The organism is Pseudoxanthomonas sp. YR558 (assembly GCF_900116385.1).
Taxonomy (GTDB): Bacteria; Pseudomonadota; Gammaproteobacteria; order Xanthomonadales; family Xanthomonadaceae; genus Pseudoxanthomonas_A.
This window is the reverse complement of the sequence record NZ_FPCI01000002.1, coordinates 538,366-553,337: the sequence shown is the minus strand read 5'-3', so window position 1 is coordinate 553,337 and position 14,972 is coordinate 538,366. Positions and strand designations below refer to the sequence as shown.

The 14,972-nt window shown below is 67.4% G+C and carries 17 protein-coding genes and 1 riboswitch; of the genes, 6 read left to right on the top strand and 11 right to left on the bottom strand.

The annotated features are described in order from the left end of the window. Positions 1-21: 21 nt before the first annotated feature. The 9 genes from ribB to BM365_RS14125 all read right to left on the bottom strand — a co-directional run bounded on the left by ribB (position 22) and on the right by BM365_RS14125 (position 7,484). Positions 22-1,116, bottom strand: coding sequence for a 3,4-dihydroxy-2-butanone-4-phosphate synthase (gene ribB / locus BM365_RS14165; RefSeq protein WP_093490168.1), 1,095 nt, complete (start codon positions 1,114-1,116; stop codon positions 22-24). Then, positions 1,113-1,715, bottom strand: coding sequence for a riboflavin synthase (locus BM365_RS14160; protein WP_093490167.1), 603 nt, complete (start codon positions 1,713-1,715; stop codon positions 1,113-1,115). Before BM365_RS14160 ends, ribB begins: the two co-directional genes overlap by 4 nt. Positions 1,716-1,853: 138 nt before the next feature. After that, positions 1,854-2,052, bottom strand: a riboswitch (FMN riboswitch). An 83-nt stretch (positions 2,053-2,135) separates the two neighbouring features. Beyond that, positions 2,136-2,897 carry a class I SAM-dependent methyltransferase gene (locus BM365_RS14155; RefSeq protein WP_093490166.1) on the bottom strand — a complete coding sequence of 254 codons (762 nt, stop codon included), beginning with the start codon at positions 2,895-2,897 and terminating at the stop codon, positions 2,136-2,138. 8 nt (positions 2,898-2,905) lie between these two features. Beyond that, positions 2,906-4,000, bottom strand: coding sequence for a bifunctional diaminohydroxyphosphoribosylaminopyrimidine deaminase/5-amino-6-(5-phosphoribosylamino)uracil reductase RibD (ribD, locus tag BM365_RS14150; RefSeq protein ID WP_093490165.1), 1,095 nt, complete (start codon positions 3,998-4,000; stop codon positions 2,906-2,908). 3 nt (positions 4,001-4,003) lie between these two features. Beyond that, on the bottom strand, positions 4,004-4,507 hold the full coding sequence (locus BM365_RS14145; protein ID WP_093490164.1) for a GNAT family N-acetyltransferase: 504 nt from the start codon (positions 4,505-4,507) through the stop codon (positions 4,004-4,006). Positions 4,508-4,510: 3 nt separating this feature from the next. Then, the gene (nrdR, locus tag BM365_RS14140) at positions 4,511-5,047 is read right to left on the bottom strand and encodes a transcriptional regulator NrdR (protein ID WP_056878001.1); all 537 of its coding nucleotides are present in this window, start codon (positions 5,045-5,047) and stop codon (positions 4,511-4,513) included. 1 nt (position 5,048) lies between these two features. Then, positions 5,049-5,582 (bottom strand): hypothetical protein, encoded by a 534-nt coding sequence (locus BM365_RS14135; protein WP_093490163.1) that lies wholly within the window; start codon positions 5,580-5,582, stop codon positions 5,049-5,051. 11 nt (positions 5,583-5,593) lie between these two features. After that, positions 5,594-6,850 carry a serine hydroxymethyltransferase gene (glyA, locus tag BM365_RS14130; RefSeq protein ID WP_093490162.1) on the bottom strand — a complete coding sequence of 419 codons (1,257 nt, stop codon included), beginning with the start codon at positions 6,848-6,850 and terminating at the stop codon, positions 5,594-5,596. 136 nt (positions 6,851-6,986) lie between these two features. After that, on the bottom strand, positions 6,987-7,484 hold the full coding sequence (locus BM365_RS14125) for an RcnB family protein (RefSeq protein WP_093490161.1): 498 nt from the start codon (positions 7,482-7,484) through the stop codon (positions 6,987-6,989). 220 nt (positions 7,485-7,704) lie between these two features. Between BM365_RS14125 and ettA the strand changes: the two genes are divergently transcribed. Further along, the gene (gene ettA / locus BM365_RS14120; protein WP_093490160.1) at positions 7,705-9,372 is read left to right on the top strand and encodes an energy-dependent translational throttle protein EttA; all 1,668 of its coding nucleotides are present in this window, start codon (positions 7,705-7,707) and stop codon (positions 9,370-9,372) included. 75 nt (positions 9,373-9,447) lie between these two features. Here the strand turns inward: ettA and BM365_RS14115 are convergent, their stop codons facing one another. Next, complete coding sequence (locus BM365_RS14115; protein WP_104367915.1) at positions 9,448-10,416, bottom strand: DUF3667 domain-containing protein; 969 nt, start codon at positions 10,414-10,416, stop codon at positions 9,448-9,450. Positions 10,417-10,435: 19 nt separating this feature from the next. On the opposite strand from BM365_RS14115, the gene BM365_RS14110 reads away from it, so the two are divergent. Then, the gene (locus BM365_RS14110) at positions 10,436-11,518 is read left to right on the top strand and encodes a methyl-accepting chemotaxis protein (RefSeq protein ID WP_093490158.1); all 1,083 of its coding nucleotides are present in this window, start codon (positions 10,436-10,438) and stop codon (positions 11,516-11,518) included. Positions 11,519-11,532: 14 nt separating this feature from the next. Here the strand turns inward: BM365_RS14110 and BM365_RS14105 are convergent, their stop codons facing one another. Then, positions 11,533-11,856, bottom strand: a complete 324-nt coding sequence (locus tag BM365_RS14105) for a Rieske (2Fe-2S) protein (protein ID WP_093490157.1) — start codon at positions 11,854-11,856, stop codon at positions 11,533-11,535. Positions 11,857-11,946: 90 nt separating this feature from the next. Between BM365_RS14105 and BM365_RS14100 the strand changes: the two genes are divergently transcribed. The 4 genes from BM365_RS14100 (at position 11,947) to BM365_RS14085 (ending at position 14,969) form a co-directional block, all read left to right on the top strand. Next, entirely contained in the window at positions 11,947-12,219 is a 273-nt protein-coding gene (locus BM365_RS14100) for a hypothetical protein (RefSeq protein WP_093490156.1), read from the top strand. A 65-nt stretch (positions 12,220-12,284) separates the two neighbouring features. Beyond that, positions 12,285-12,992 (top strand): fumarylacetoacetate hydrolase family protein, encoded by a 708-nt coding sequence (locus BM365_RS14095; protein ID WP_093490155.1) that lies wholly within the window; start codon positions 12,285-12,287, stop codon positions 12,990-12,992. A 79-nt stretch (positions 12,993-13,071) separates the two neighbouring features. Continuing rightward, positions 13,072-13,473 (top strand): large-conductance mechanosensitive channel protein MscL, encoded by a 402-nt coding sequence (gene mscL / locus BM365_RS14090; RefSeq protein WP_093490154.1) that lies wholly within the window; start codon positions 13,072-13,074, stop codon positions 13,471-13,473. Positions 13,474-13,565: 92 nt separating this feature from the next. Next, complete coding sequence (locus tag BM365_RS14085) at positions 13,566-14,969, top strand: M28 family peptidase (protein ID WP_093490153.1); 1,404 nt, start codon at positions 13,566-13,568, stop codon at positions 14,967-14,969. The last annotated feature ends 3 nt before the right edge of the window (positions 14,970-14,972 follow it).

Genomic DNA, 14,972 nt, shown 5'->3' with positions numbered 1-14,972 from the left:
GGCGACCGGCCGGTCCGGGGGTCATGGCTGGACGTACTCGACCACGTCAAGGCCGAATCCGGCCAGGCCGACCTGCCGACGCGGCGTACCGAGCACGCGCAGCCGACCCAGACCCAGGTCGGCCAGGATCTGCGCGCCGGCGCCGTTGCGGCGCCACTGGCCCACGTCCTTGGCATTGGCGCGCACCTCAGGCTGCTTGCGCAGGCGGGCCAGCAGGGCCTCGGCGTTGCGGGGCTCGGAGAGCACCACCATCACGCCCTGCCCTTCGGCCGCGATTGCGCGCAGCGCGTCGGTCGCATGCACGCCGAAATCGTCGCGCCGCCAGTGCAACAGGTCGCTCAACGCGTTCTCCACCTGCACGCGCACCAACGTCGGCGTGGCCTTGTCCGGTGCGCCGCGAACCAGGGCGAAATGCAGGTCGTGGGCGATGCGGTCGCGATAGGTCACCAACCGGAACGGGCCGAACTCGGTCTCGATCTCGCGCTCGTCGATGCGCTCCACCGTGTGTTCCGTGGCCAGCCGATAGGCGATCAGATCGGCAATCGACCCCATCTTCAGGCCGTGCTCGCGCGCGAACACTTCCAGTTCCGGACGCCGCGCCATGGTGCCGTCCGGGTTCAGCACTTCGACCAGTACGCCGGCCGGCTCCAGGCCCGCGAGCAACGGCAGGTCGTTGGCGGCTTCGGTATGGCCGGCGCGGGTGAGTACGCCACCGGGTTGGGCGATCAACGGAAAGATGTGGCCGGGTTGGCTGAGGTCGGCGGGCTTCGCATCGGGACGCACCGCGGTGCGCACCGTGTGCGCGCGATCGTAGGCGGAGATGCCGGTGGTGACGCCTTCGGCCGCCTCGATGCTGACGGTGAAGTTGGTGTGGAACTGCGCCGTGTTGGTCTGCACCATCGGTGCCAGGCCCAGTTGCGTGCAGCGCTCGCGGGTCAGCGACAGGCAGACCAGGCCACGCGCGTGGGTGACCATGAAGTTGATGTCGGACGGCTTGACCAGCTCGGCCGCCATGATCAGGTCGCCTTCGTTCTCGCGGTCCTCGTCGTCGACGATGACGACCATGCGGCCGTTGCGGATTTCCTCCAACAACTCGGGAATCGGGGCGAAGTTCATGCGCTGCTCCTCTCGCCCAGCAGGCGCTCGACATAGCGCGCGACCAGGTCGATTTCCAGGTTCACCGCATCGCCGACGGCGGTCTGCGAGAACGCGGTGTGCGACACCGTGTGCGGGATCAGCGCGACCTCGAAGCCTTCGCCGTCCACTTCGTTGACCGTCAGGCTCACGCCATCGACGCAGATCGAGCCCTTCTTCGCGACGTACTTCAACAGCGGCGCCGGGGCGGCGAATCGCCAGCGTTGCGCGCGCGCGTCCTCGTGCACCGACAGCACGCGGCCAACGCCGTCGACATGGCCGCTGACCAGGTGGCCACCGAGGCGGTCGGTCGGACGCATCGCCCGCTCCAGGTTCACCAGCGCGCCTGCGGCCAGGCCGCCGAGCGTCGTCAGCGAGAGGGTTTCGGTGGAGGCGTCGGCCTGGAAGCTGGCGGCGTCGAACGCGATCGCGGTCAGGCATACGCCGTTGACCGCAATGCTCTCGCCCAGCTGCACCGCGTCGAACGGCAGCGTGCCCACGGCCACGGTCAGTCGGACGTCGCCGCCGACGGGTTCCAGCGCCGCGATGCGGCCGACGCCTTCGATGATGCCGGTGAACATCAGCAGGCCTCCTGCAGGAGGACGGGGAAAGCGGTGGGAAGCGTAGAAGGCATGCAACGTCTCTCGCGAAAGCAAAGCGGAGACGCCTCCGGGCGCGAAGGCAGGCGCACGACGCCGCGCTTGCGCGCGGTTCGGCGATGCCGTCTTCTTTCATCCGGACTATGACCGTCGGCTCCGGCATCTGACCGGATCTGCTGACCCTTCGGTGGCATTGGAAAGTCCGCACAGGAATGTGCGGGCTCTTGCGAGGGAATCGCATGCCGCCCAAGGCGCTCGCGGGCTCGTCGCTGGGCGACCTACCGCCGGTGGGGAATCGCACCCCGCCCTGAAGACGTCGTTGGTGGTGTGCCGGCGAACCGGCCCGCGCATTCTACACCCCACCTCCGGCGCAGGCCGGCGAACGGAGTGTTCCGCGGGGTTTCAGGCCGGCTTGCGGCGCAGGTGCAGGATCAGCGGCCAGCGCATAGTGCGCACCCGCTGCGGATCGCCCCAGACCTCGGCCAAGGCTGGCGTGTGGGCGTAGACCGGATCCTCACCCGTAGCCGCGCGGTAGCTGCCGGTGGCCGACAGGCTGCCGAAGTAGCCCAGCAGGGTGGGCAGGTTCCATTCGGCGGTCAGCCACAAGCGCGGCGTGGAGATGATCTCGAACGGCCACACGTAGTCGCCGTAGCCCATGTCCACGTCGGCGCGTTCCGGCGGCCAGTATGGGTCGATGTCGTCGCGGACCTTCTCGGCCGCTTCGGCCAGGTCGTCCTCGAAGATGATGTCCTGGTAGGTCCAGGCCGCCAGCACACCGCCCGGGCGCAGCACGCGCTCGCAGGTGGCGAAGAAGCGGTAGCGGTCGAACCAGTGCAGCGCCTGCGCCACGGCGACCAGGTCCACGCTGGCGTCAGGCAACGCGGTCGTCTCCGCCGGTTCGACGGCCAGGCTGACGTTGCCGCCCGCTTGGCCCTGCGCCCAATGACGCTCGATCTGCGCCGCGCTGGGGTCGGTGGCATGCACATGGGCGAAACGGGTCGCCAGGCCGCGCGTGGCCTGTCCGCTGCCGGCGCCCGGCTCCCACACCTGGGCGGTCGCGGGCACGGCGTCGGCGATCACGTCGTACAACGCATCGGGATACGTGGGGCGGGAGGCGACGTAGACGTCGGCGACCCCGGAAAAATGGTCCTTGAAGGCCACCATGGCGAGCGTCAGCGGGCAGGTTGCAGCAGGAGACGGTGATCTTCGCCAATCATGCGGCTGTCCACAATCTCCAGTTTCAGCCGCTCCGCCATCGCCTGGATGCCCAGGCCGCCGAAGAGCGGCCGCGCCTGGTCGCCCAGCAGCACCGGCGCCATGTACAGCAGCACCTCGTCGGCCAACCCGGCCGCCAGGAACGCGCCGGCCAGGGTGGCGCCGGCTTCCACGTGGAGTTCGTTCACCCCGCGCTGCGCCAGCAATTCCAGCACCGCCTTGAGATCGAAGTTGCTGCCCGTCGCCGGCGCCACCACGCGTTGCACGTCGGTTTCGCGCGGCGGTTTGGCGTCGGCGGTATGCACGTAGAGGGTCGGCGCGCCGCCCTGGCGCACGTTGCCACGGGCGACGGTCGCCAGCCCGGGGTCCAGCACCACGCGCAGCGGCGGTTCGAACGCGGTGTCGTCGCCGAAGCGCACCGTCAGCGACGGATCATCGGCCAGCACCGTGCCGGCGCCGGTCAGGATCGCACCGGCGCGCGCGCGCCAGCGCATCACATCGCGGCGCGAGGCCTCGCCACTGATCCACTTGGAATCGCCGTTGGCCATCGCCGTGCGGCCATCCAGGCTGGTCGCCAGCTTGATCCGCACCCACGGCCGCCCACGTTCGATCCGCGACAGGAATCCGCGGTTCAAGCGCCGCGCCTGGGCTTCCATCAGGCCCGACTGCACCACGATGCCAGCCGCGGTCAGCTTGTCGAAACCCGCACCATCCACCTGCGGGAAGGGATCTCGCATGGCGGCGACCACGCGGCCCACGCCAGCGGCGATCAGCGCATCGGCGCAGGGGCCGGTGCGCCCGGTGTGCGCGCAAGGCTCCAGGGTGACGTAGGCGGTCGCACCGCGCGCACGATCACCGGCGGCCTGCAAGGCGAATACTTCGGCATGCGGCTCGCCCGCCTTCTGGTGCCATCCCTCGCCGACGATCTCCTCGCCCTGCGCGATCACGCAACCCACCATGGGGTTGGGCCGCGTCGTGTAGGCACCGCGCTCGGCCAGGCGCAGCGCGCGCGCCATGGACTGGTGGTCGAAGGCGGAGAAGGCGATGGACATGCGTCAGCCGTGCGACGAAGGGGCGCCAGTATGCGCCACCCGCTCGGCGGGCACGATCGACATGATCACGACCGGCGTGCCGTGCAACATCGTGCGCTCTTCGACCTGCCAGCCGAGCGCGGCATAGAAATCCTCGTGCCACAGCGTGAACAGCCGCAACACCGCAACGCCCTCGCCGGCCGCATGCGCGACGGCCGCGTCGACCAGTACGCGCCCGCCACCCCGCCCTCGCGTCTCGGGCCGCACGTAGAGACTGCCCAACCAGGGGCTGCCGCGATCCTGCAACGCCGGCGCATCCTCGATCAGCAGACTGACCGATCCCAGCAGCGCTTCGCCCTCCATCAACAGCAGCGTGGTGGGCAGCGACGTGCGCGTGGCGTGATCGGCCAGTTCAGCCGTCGCCGCTTCCAGCGTCCAGTCGTCGTAGAGCGGCCCCCACTCGGCGTGATGCCAGGCGGCGAGGTCCGGAATGTACTGCGGGTACAGGCCGATCGCGTCGATGCGCACGGCTCAGCGCTTCTTGTTCTTGTCCGCGTGCTTGTCGAACGGGACGACGTCGCCGCCCAGCAGCGAGAGCTGCCCAGCACCGGCCGGCAGATCGCGCTCCAGCTTCTCGATCTCCTCCCGGAAATCGGCGACATCCTCGAAGCTGCGGTACACCGACGCGAAGCGCACGTAACCCACGTGGTCGAGCTTGCGCAGCTCGTTCATCACGAACTCGCCGATCTTGCGCGAGGCGATCTCGCGCTCGCCGCTCATGCGGATGCTGTGCACCACCGCGCGCACCGCGGCCTCGATCTGCTCTTCCGACACCGGCCGCTTCTGCAGCGCGCGATCGAAGCCGGCGCGCAGTTTGCGCGCATCGAACGCATCACGACGACCATCGCCCTTGATGACCGCCGGCAGCTTGATCTCGATGTTCTCCAGCGTCGAGAACCGCTCCCCGCACGCCTCGCACTCGCGACGGCGCCGGATCGTGGCGCCGTCCTCGGACACGCGCGAATCGATCACGCGGGTGTCGGTGTGTTGGCAGAAGGGGCAGTGCATGTCAGTTCTCGAAGTCGATGGGCATCACGCTATGGAGGCCGCGACCCTTGTAACGCGAGGGCTCGAACCTGAACCCATCGATCAATGCCAACAAAGCGTCGTTGTATGCCGGAGCGGTACTGCAGGTCACCAGCTTGTCCAGCACCTGGCCTTCGCCGTCAACCAGGACGTAGACCTGCGCCTGGAAACCATGTCGCGCCTTGCCGGCGAAGGCAAAACTCATCGTCGGAACGTGAAGCATCCGCGCCGCGGACCAGGAGGCACGGGAGAGATCGACCCCATCCTCCTGCGGCCACACCTCATTGCGATACGCGAACCTACGGAACTCGGCGTGGGTCGCAAGGGCCGTCAATCCCTTCTTGCATGGGAAGTAGCCCGCCGGGGCAGATTCCACATACGCCTCAGGCGCGGTGAACACGGGCTCCTTCAGCACAGTATCAGCCGCTGAGGCCGGCAGACCCAACGACGCCACCGCGAAGAGGGTCAGGAGCGTGGCGCTCTCGATCCGTCTTGGCGGTAGTGTGCGTACGCGCATGCAACCGCCTCTCAGCTGCCGTAAACCGGATATTTGCGGCACTGCGCGGTGACGTTGTCGCGCACCTTCGCTAGCACCGCTTCATCGCTCGGCGCGTCCAGCACGTCGCAGATCCAGTTGGCCAGATCGATGCAGTCCTGTTCGCCATAGCCACGCGTGGTGACGGCCGGCGTGCCGATGCGCAGGCCCGAGGTCACGAAGGGCTTGCGCGGATCGTTCGGCACGGAGTTCTTGTTGACGGTGATGTGCGCCTTGCCCAGCGCCTCTTCCGCGTCCTTGCCGCTGACGTCCTTGCCGATCATGTCGACCAGCATCAGGTGGTTCTGGGTGCCGCCGGAGACGATCTTGTAGCCGCGCGCGATGATCGTCTTCGCCATCGCCTGGGCGTTCTTCACGACCTGGGCCTGGTAGCTCTTGAACTCCGGCTCCAGCGCCTCCTTGAAGGCCACGGCCTTGGCCGCGATGACGTGCATCAGCGGACCACCCTGGATGCCCGGGAAGACGATGCTCTGCAGCTTCTTCTCGATCTCTTCGCCCGCACCCTTGGCCACGATGATGCCGCCACGCGGGCCGCGCAGCGTCTTGTGGGTGGTCGAGGTGACCACGTGCGCGTGCGGCAGCGGGTTCGGATAGACGCCGGCGGCGACCAGGCCCGCGACGTGCGCCATGTCGACGAACAGGTAGGCGCCGACCTTGTCGGCGATCGCGCGGAAGCGCGCCCAGTCCACCACCTGCGAATAGGCGGAGAAACCGGCCACGACCATCTTCGGCTTGTGCTCCAGCGCCAGCTTCTCGACTTCGTCGTAATCGATGAGACCCTGGTCGTTCACGCCGTACTGGACGGCGTTGAAGATCTTGCCCGAGGCGTTGACCTTGGCGCCGTGGGTCAGGTGACCGCCGTGGGCCAGGCTCATGCCCAGGATGGTGTCGCCGGGATTCAGCAGGGCGAAATACACGGCCTGGTTGGCCTGCGAGCCGGAATGCGGCTGCACGTTGGCGTAGTCGGCGCCGAACAGTTGCTTCACGCGGTCGATCGCCAGTTGCTCGGCGATGTCGACGTACTCGCAGCCGCCGTAGTAGCGCTTGTGCGGGTAACCCTCGGCGTACTTGTTGGTCAGCACGCTGCCCTGTGCTTCCAGCACGCGCGGGCTGGCGTAGTTCTCGCTGGCGATCAGCTCGACGTGATCCTCCTGCCGGCGCGCCTCATGGGCGATGGCCTGGGCCAGTTCGGGATCGTAGGTTTCGATGCGGGCGTCGCGCGGGAACATCGGGTCTCCGGGGCTAGAGCGGGCGGGGTTTCCGATTGTATCCCGCCGGGGGGCCGGCCACGACCCGCCCTCTCCCCTGCCCGAAAAAGGAAAAGCGCGCCGAAGCGCGCTTTTCCCGTGGCCGGAGGGGTCCGGCTCAGTGGTGCAGGATCAGGTCGGCGATGATGCCGGTGGCGATGGCCACCATCAGCATGTTGCCGCGGTCGTCCCGCACCCAGTGGTAGCCGCGGGGCGGACGACGCAGGTCGTAGTAGTCGTAGTCGTTCACCACGTAGACCGGGCCGCGGTAGTAGTCGCGGTAGCGCTGGCCCTTGGCCCAGCGGTGGTAACCGGGCGCCGGGCGATAGACGACACGCTGCGGCGGCGCGTAGTAGCGGCGATCATCGTAACGGCGGTCGTAGCGGTCATCGTAACGGCGACCATCCCGGTAACCGTTGCGGTAGGCATGGCGCTGGTCGCGGCGGTCGTCGCGGCGATCATGGCGATCGTCACGGCGGTCATCGCGCCAATCGCGGTCGTAGTGCTGGCGGCCACGGTCACGGCCGCGGTCGTCATCGCGCGCCAGCGCCGGGGCGGTGGTGGCGATCGCCAGCACGGCGATGGCCAGGCCCTGGAAGAATCGACGGCTGTTCATGGCAACTCCGTTGTTAGGGGTACGTGAGGCCATGATGCGCATTGCGTCTGAACCGTTTCCCGCTGGAAAACGGTTACGCGACAACAGTCCCAAAACGCTCGGATCCCGTTCAGCCAGCGGCCCCAGCGGCCTGAACGGCTATACTGGGCGCCTTCCCCATTTCCACCTGCTCGCCTGCCGGTCCCCGGTCGGGTGACGGGCCCTGCGTACCGGAGCCTGCATGTCCTCGCAATACATCTACACCATGAACCGGGTCAGCAAGGTGGTCCCGCCGAAGCGGCAGATCATCAAGGACATTTCGCTGTCGTTCTATCCCGGCGCGAAGATCGGCTTGTTGGGTCTGAACGGCGCGGGCAAGTCCACCGTGCTGAAGATCATGGCGGGTGTCGACAAGGATTTCGAAGGCGAAGCGCGCCCGCAGCCCGGCATCAAGGTCGGCTACCTGGCGCAGGAGCCGGAACTGAATCCCGAGCACACCGTCCGCCAGGCCGTCGAAGAAGGCGTGGGCGATGTGCTGCAGGCCCAGGCGGCGCTGGAAGCGGTCTACGCTGCCTATGCCGAAGAAGGTGCGGATTTCGACGCGCTCGCCAAAGAGCAGGAACGCCTGGAAGCAATCCTCGCCGCCGGCGATGCGCACACGCTGGAGAACCAACTGGATGTCGCGGCCGATGCGCTGCGCCTGCCGCCGTGGGACGCCATCGTCGGCAAGCTGTCCGGTGGTGAGAAGCGACGCGTCGCGCTGTGCCGCCTGCTGCTGCAGAAGCCGGACATGCTGCTGCTCGACGAACCGACCAACCACCTCGATGCCGAGTCGGTCGAGTGGCTGGAACAGTTCCTCGCCCGCTACACCGGCACCGTGGTGGCCGTCACCCACGATCGCTACTTCCTCGACAACGCCGCCGAATGGATCCTCGAGCTGGATCGCGGTCGCGGCATTCCGTGGAAGGGCAACTACACCGACTGGCTGGTGCAGAAGGACGAACGCCTGAAGCAGGAAGAGAACCAGGAAAAGGCGCGCCAGAAAGCCATCCAGAAAGAACTGGAATGGTCGCGCCAGAACGCCAAGGGCGGCCGCTCGAAGGGCAAGGCCCGCCTGGCCCGCCTGGAAGAACTGCAGTCGGTCGATTACCAGCGTCGCAACGAAACCAACGAGATCTTCATCCCGCCGGGTGAGCGCCTGGGCAACAACGTCATCGAGTTCAAGAACGTCTCGAAGAAGTTCGGCGACCGCCTGCTCATCGACAACCTGAGCTTTCTGGTGCCCGGCGGCGCCATCGTCGGCATCATCGGCCCGAACGGCGCCGGCAAGTCGACGCTGTTCAAGATGATCACGGGCCAGGAAAAGCCGGATTCCGGCACGATCACCACCGGCCCCACCGTGCAGCTGGCCTATGTCGACCAGAGCCGCGACAAGCTGGAAGGCAACCACAACGTCTTCCAGGAAATCTCGGGCGGCCTGGACATCCTCAACATCAATGGCGTGGAGATCCAGTCGCGCGCGTACATCGGCCGCTTCAACTTCAAGGGCCAGGACCAGCAGAAGATGGTCGGCTCGCTGTCCGGTGGTGAGCGCGGCCGCCTGCACATGGCCAAGACGCTGCTGCAGGGCGGCAACGTGCTGCTGCTCGACGAACCGTCGAACGACCTGGACATCGAAACCCTGCGTGCGCTGGAAGACGCGCTGCTGGAATTCCCCGGCAACACGTTCGTCATTTCGCATGACCGCTGGTTCCTGGACCGCATCGCCACCCACATCCTCGCCTTCGAGGGCGACTCGCACGTGGAGTTCTTCCAGGGCAACTACCGCGAGTACGAAGAAGACAAAAAGCGTCGCCTGGGCGAAGAAGGCGCGCGTCCGCACCGCCTGCGGTTCAAGGCGCTGAAGTAAGCCACCCGAGGCTTGCTGGGCGCCTCAACAAAAAAGCCGGCGAAAGCCGGCTTTCTTGTTCGCGCGTCAGATGGATCAATGGGTCATCGCGACGAATACGTAAGCCGCGGCCAGGGTGATCAGGCCCTGCACCAGCATGAAGCCCCCCAGGCCCACCAACGTACGCAACGCGGTGGTCCAGACCGCGTGGTTGCGGAACAACTGGACGAGCGAGAACACGGCGTAGAGGGACGCCAGCGCGACGGACCATTCCTGGGCATGCGGTACCCAGTTCCGCACGAGGATGGCTAGCGCCATGAAGACGAACGTCTGTACCGTCAGGAAGGCGGTCACGACGAGCCATTCGGGATAGTTGAGGCCCCTGCCGCGGAACGCGAGCCAGAACGCAGCGGCCTCGAATGGCAGGAGGAAGAGGGTGACGACGGTGAGGTGGGCGTTTATCCAGTCCTTCACCATGTTGAAGGTGCCCATCGCGACAGCGGGATCGACGCCCGAACCCGGCTGCATGGCACCCGATTCCGAAAAGCCTGCCTGCATCGCGGAGCCCAGCAGGTCGCCACCCAGCAGATACTTGCCGAGCAGCACCACGGCGGCGGCCGAGATCATCAGCAGCAGTAGAGGTTTCACCTGCTTCGCACGCCGCCCTTCCAGGTAGCTGCGGATCAGATGCCCCGGCCGCAGCATCAGTTCCTTGAGCGAATAGAGGATGCCGCGATCCATGTGGAGCACGCTGTGCTCCAGCTCGTGACCAAGGAAATGCCAGTCGATGCGATGCACCGGCGTGGGTTGCCCGCAGGCGGGACAGAACTTCTGTTGGAGATCGGCGACGGCTCGGCCGCAGTTGATGCAGATGCTCGCGTCGCCCATGCCGGTCCCCTTTCCGTGGTCGGCGGATTCTAGGTGAAGCGCCGCGCGAACGTCCAACAAGCCCGCCCCCAGTCGCCCCATCGGAGGGAAAACATGCACCGCGAAGGTGCCGGTTAAAGCGGTCGCGAGGTTCGCCGATAGCGCTTCAATGACGACCATGCGCGAACGCACGGTCACCCTCTATGCAAGGAGCCCCATGAACGCACGCGCCGCCGCCCCCACCGACGACGCCGGTATCGACGACCACATCCAGTCCGTCTCCGGACTGTCGGACGCGCTACTGAAGCAACTGCGGCAATCGCTGCAGAAGATCGACGAGATCAACCGCATCACCCGCATCATCTCGATGAATGCCCGCATCGAGGCCGTGCGCATCGGCGCGGCCGGGCGCAGCTTCGGGGTGATCGCCGAAGAAATGGACACGCTCTCGCGCCGCGTCAGCGATACCGCGCAGGAGATCGACCGCATGGCCGGCCGCACCAGCACCGACCTGCGCGAACGGCTTGAGCAGCTGCAAACCGACGTGCGCCGCACCCGCCTGACCGACCTGGCGCTGGCCAACATCGACCTGATCGATCGCAACCTCTACGAGCGCAGCTGCGACGTGCGCTGGTGGGCCACCGATGCGGCCGTGGTCGCCGCCGTGCACGATCCACAGCCAGCGGCCCTTGCTCACGCCAGCCAGCGCCTCGGGCAGATCCTGGATTCGTACACGGTCTACTTCGACCTGGTGCTCGCCGACCTGCACGGCAACGTGATCGCCAACGGGCGACCGCGGCAGTACCGGTCGGTGGGCCAATCGGTGGCCCAGCAGCCCTGGTTCCAGTCGGCGATGGCGACGCAGAGCGGCGAGGCGTTCGGCTTCCAGTCGATGCATGCCAGTCCGCTGGCCGGCGGCGAACGCGTACTCGTCTATTCCTGCACCGTGCGCGAGGGCGGGCGCGTGCAGGGCCGACCGCTGGGCGTGCTGGGCATCGTGTTCCGCTGGGATGCCCTGGCGCAGACCATCGTCGAACACACACCGCTGTCCGATGCGGAATGGAGTCGCAGCCGTGTCTGCATCGTCGACAGCCAGGGGCAGGTGCTGGCCGACACGCAGTCCGTCGGCGCCGCGCCTCGACTCGACTTTCCCGGTCGGGCCACGCTGTTCGCCGAACCCCGCGCCGCCACCGCACTTGTGCTCGACGGTCGGCCGCACTGCGTCGCGCAGGCCGCGTCACCCGGCTACGAAACCTACCGCACCGGCTGGCACTGCGTGATCCTGCAAGGCACCGGCTGAGCCGGCGCGACGACTCAGGCGAGCCACACCTCACCGTCGCGGATCTGCACCGCGACGGCATGCAGGGCATCGCCCCGGCACGGCCCGGCGACACAGTCGCCGCGCTGCAATTCGAAGGAGGCGCCGTGGGCCGCGCAGACCAGATGCCCGTCCTTGCTCTTCAGGAACTGGCCCGGCGCCCAGTCCAGGCGGCGACCCGCATGCGGACAGACGTTGAGCCATGCGCGGACCGCATCGCCATCGCGATGGAGGATGAGGGATTCCGCATCGTCGCCGATCGTGGCCTCAACTTCGGCAAAACCCCCGTCGGCGATGTCATTCAGTGCAGTCAGTCGCATACGGCTTAACGAAGTTCTCACACGGTCATGTAACGGTCATCCGATACTGCGCGCACCGGCCCCCGCCGCATTCTGTCACGACGCAACGCCATGTACGCACGCCACTTTCAGTTCAACGCCTTCCGCAACGCGTTCGCGCCCCGCAAGCCGCGCCATCCGCTGCTGCGCCTGGGTATCGGTCTGCTGGGCCTGGCCGTGTTGGCGGTGCTGGTGTTCTTCAGCGTGTTCGTGGGTGCGGCGATGATCGCCGGCGGGCTGCTGTACAAGCTGCTGCGCCAGCGTGGCAAGCCGGTCGCGCGCGACAACGCGATGGAAGGCGAATACCAGGTGGTCAGCAAACCGGTCCTGCCGCTGCCGCGCTGAGCGACGCCTGCGCGGGACGTGGTTCCCGCCTACACTCTGCGGCTCTCGATTCGCTGGACCGTCGCATGTCCGACATCATCCCGACCCCACCGGTGCCTCGCGTCCCCGTGCGCGGTGGCGGCACCTTTCCGGTGCGGCGCATCTTCTGCGTGGGCCGCAACTTCGCCGACCATGCACGCGAAATGGGCGCTACAGCGCCTGCATCGAAGGCCGAGCGCGGTACGCCCGTGTTCTTCCACAAGCCGGCCGATGCCATCGTCACCGGCAACGCGGACGTACCCTACCCGCCCGGCACGAACGACTTGCACCACGAGATAGAACTGGTCGCCGCGCTGGGCGTTGACGCGCCCGCGGGCGAGCTGTCGCGCGAGGCGGCGCAGGCCCTGGTCATCGCCTACGGCGTCGGCCTGGACCTGACCCGCCGCGACCTGCAGGGCGCCGCCAAGGCCAAGGGCCTGCCGTGGGATACCGGCAAGGGCTTTGATCATTCGGCCCCCATCAGCGAACTGGTCGCCGCCGCGGATGTCGGGGCGCTCGATGCCCGCACGCTGACCCTGCGCGTGAACGGCGATGTCCGCCAGCACGGCGCGCTGCACGACCTGATCTGGGACGTGCCCGACATCCTGCACGAGCTGTCGAAGCTCTATGCGCTGAAGGCCGGTGACCTGGTCTTCATGGGTACGCCGGCGGGCGTCGCGGCGCTGGTACCGGGCGATGCGTTCGTGGCCTCGCTCGATGGCGTGGTGGAGTTGCGCGGGCGCATCGCGGGTTGATTCCCCGCCTTGCGTCATCGACGCACGGGGTTATAGTCCACGCCAGTGGCGTGTCGGCGCCGTTCACGGAGATCACTCGATGGGCATGGTCAGCGAGTTCAAGGAATTCATCGCACGCGGCAACGTGGTCGACCTCGCCGTCGGCGTGGTGATCGGCGCAGCGTTCGGCAAGATCGTCAGCAGCCTGGTCGATGGCATCGTGATGCCGCTGGTGGGACTGCTGCTGGGCGGCGTGAAGTTCAGCGACCTGGCGGTCACGCTGCGGGCTGCCGAAGTGGATGCCGCCGGCAAGGAAATCGCACCAGCGCTGCTGCTGAAGTACGGCGCCTTCTTGCAGACCACCATCGACTTCCTCCTGATCGCCTTCGTGATCTTCCTGGTCCTGAAGGCCTACAACCGCGTACGCGCGCCGGCACCCGCGGCCGCCACGCCCGAGGACGTGCTGTTGCTGCGCGAGATCCGCGACGCGCTGAAGAAATAACGAACGCGGCGTTCCGTATCGGCAACGCCGTCGACGGAAACACGGGGCCACGGGCTGCTAAGCTCGTGGCCTTCGTTTTTCCGGGACTTTCCATGCGCCTTGCTCCGTTGCTGCTCGCCCTGGCCGTCACCGCCCCCGCTTTCGCCGCGTCGCGCGAAACCCGTATCCCCGATACCTCGCTCGCCACCGCCGCGCAGCTGCGCGAACAGGCACTCGCCGACCGCACCGGTTGGAACGTCGTCGAATCGCTGACCACGGAAGTGGGCCCGCGCCTGGCCGGCAGCGAGGCCGATGCGAAAGCCGTGGCGTGGGCACAGGCGAAGTTCAAGGCGCTCGGCTTCGACAAGGTGTGGATCGAACCGGTGACGTTTCCGAAGTGGGTGCGTCGCAGCGAGCGGGCCGCCGTGCTCGGTGGACACGCGCAACCGCTGACCGTCACCGCCCTCGGCGGCAGCCCGAAGGGCACGGTGGAGGCGGAGATCGTCCGCTTCGCCGACCTGGCTGCGCTGGAAGCCGCGCCCGCGGGATCCCTGGCCGGGAAGATCGCCTTCGTCGACTACCAGATGACCTCCGCACGCGATGGCAGCGATTACCGCAACGGCGGCGCGATCCGCTCGAAGGGCCCGTCAGCCGCGATCCGCAAGGGCGCGATCGCCTTCCTGATGCGTTCCGCCGGCACGGATAACCATCGCGTCGCGCATACCGGCATCACCCGGTTCGACGAAGGCCTGACGCCGGTGCCGTCGGCATCGCTGACCATCCCGGATGCCGACCAGTTGGCGCGCCTGCTGCAACGCGGTCCGGTGCGCGTATCGCTCGCGCTGGATTGCGGCTGGGACGGCGAGTACACCTCGCACAATGTGATCGGCGAGATCACCGGACGCAGCCTGCCGAAGGAGGTCGTGGTGATCGGCGGCCACCTGGATTCATGGGACCTCGGCACCGGTGCGATCGACGACGGCGCCGGCATCGCCATCACGATGGCCGCCGGCCACCTGATCGGCCAGCTGAAGCAGGCGCCGAAGCGCACGATCCGCGTGCTCGCCTTCGCCAACGAGGAGCAGGGCCTGTACGGCGGCAAGGCGTATGCGGAGAAGCACCTGGCGGACATCACGCGCCACCAGATCGGCGCGGAGAGCGATTTCGGCGCCGGTCGCATCTATGCGTTCAACACCGGCGCGCCGGACCACGCGCGCAAGGCCACTGAGCAGATCGCGCAGGCGCTGGCGCCGCTGGGCATCGAGTACGCGCCCGGCAAGGGCAGCGCGGGCCCGGACATCAGCCCGTTCGCGGCAAAGGGCATGGCGTGGGCGTGGCTGGCGCAGGATGGCAGCGACTATTTCGATCTGCACCACAACGCAGACGACACGCTCGACAAGATCGACCCGGCCGCGCTGGCGCAGAACGTGGCGGCTTACGCGGTGTTCGCCTACCTGGCGGCGGACGCCGAGGGCGACTTCGGCAGCCAGCTCAAAGAGACCGCCGCCACCGAGTGAGGC

Excerpts from the sequence above, each read along its gene's own strand:
- BM365_RS14135 (WP_093490163.1), bottom strand. The coding sequence starts at position 5,582 with ATGCGCGTACGCACACTACCGCCAAGACGGATCGAGAGCGCCACGCTC.
- BM365_RS14095 (WP_093490155.1), top strand. The coding sequence starts at position 12,285 with ATGTCCGACATCATCCCGACCCCACCGGTGCCTCGCGTCCCCGTGCGC.
- BM365_RS14085 (WP_093490153.1), top strand. The coding sequence starts at position 13,566 with ATGCGCCTTGCTCCGTTGCTGCTCGCCCTGGCCGTCACCGCCCCCGCT.
- BM365_RS14110 (WP_093490158.1), top strand. The coding sequence starts at position 10,436 with ATGAACGCACGCGCCGCCGCCCCCACCGACGACGCCGGTATCGACGAC.
- BM365_RS14105 (WP_093490157.1), bottom strand. The coding sequence starts at position 11,856 with ATGCGACTGACTGCACTGAATGACATCGCCGACGGGGGTTTTGCCGAA.
- BM365_RS14125 (WP_093490161.1), bottom strand. The coding sequence starts at position 7,484 with ATGAACAGCCGTCGATTCTTCCAGGGCCTGGCCATCGCCGTGCTGGCG.
- ribD (WP_093490165.1), bottom strand. The coding sequence starts at position 4,000 with ATGTCCATCGCCTTCTCCGCCTTCGACCACCAGTCCATGGCGCGCGCG.
- ribB (WP_093490168.1), bottom strand. The coding sequence starts at position 1,116 with ATGAACTTCGCCCCGATTCCCGAGTTGTTGGAGGAAATCCGCAACGGC.
- nrdR (WP_056878001.1), bottom strand. The coding sequence starts at position 5,047 with ATGCACTGCCCCTTCTGCCAACACACCGACACCCGCGTGATCGATTCG.
- mscL (WP_093490154.1), top strand. The coding sequence starts at position 13,072 with ATGGGCATGGTCAGCGAGTTCAAGGAATTCATCGCACGCGGCAACGTG.
- ettA (WP_093490160.1), top strand. The coding sequence starts at position 7,705 with ATGTCCTCGCAATACATCTACACCATGAACCGGGTCAGCAAGGTGGTC.
- BM365_RS14155 (WP_093490166.1), bottom strand. The coding sequence starts at position 2,897 with ATGGTGGCCTTCAAGGACCATTTTTCCGGGGTCGCCGACGTCTACGTC.
- BM365_RS14160 (WP_093490167.1), bottom strand. The coding sequence starts at position 1,715 with ATGTTCACCGGCATCATCGAAGGCGTCGGCCGCATCGCGGCGCTGGAA.
- glyA (WP_093490162.1), bottom strand. The coding sequence starts at position 6,850 with ATGTTCCCGCGCGACGCCCGCATCGAAACCTACGATCCCGAACTGGCC.
- BM365_RS14100 (WP_093490156.1), top strand. The coding sequence starts at position 11,947 with ATGTACGCACGCCACTTTCAGTTCAACGCCTTCCGCAACGCGTTCGCG.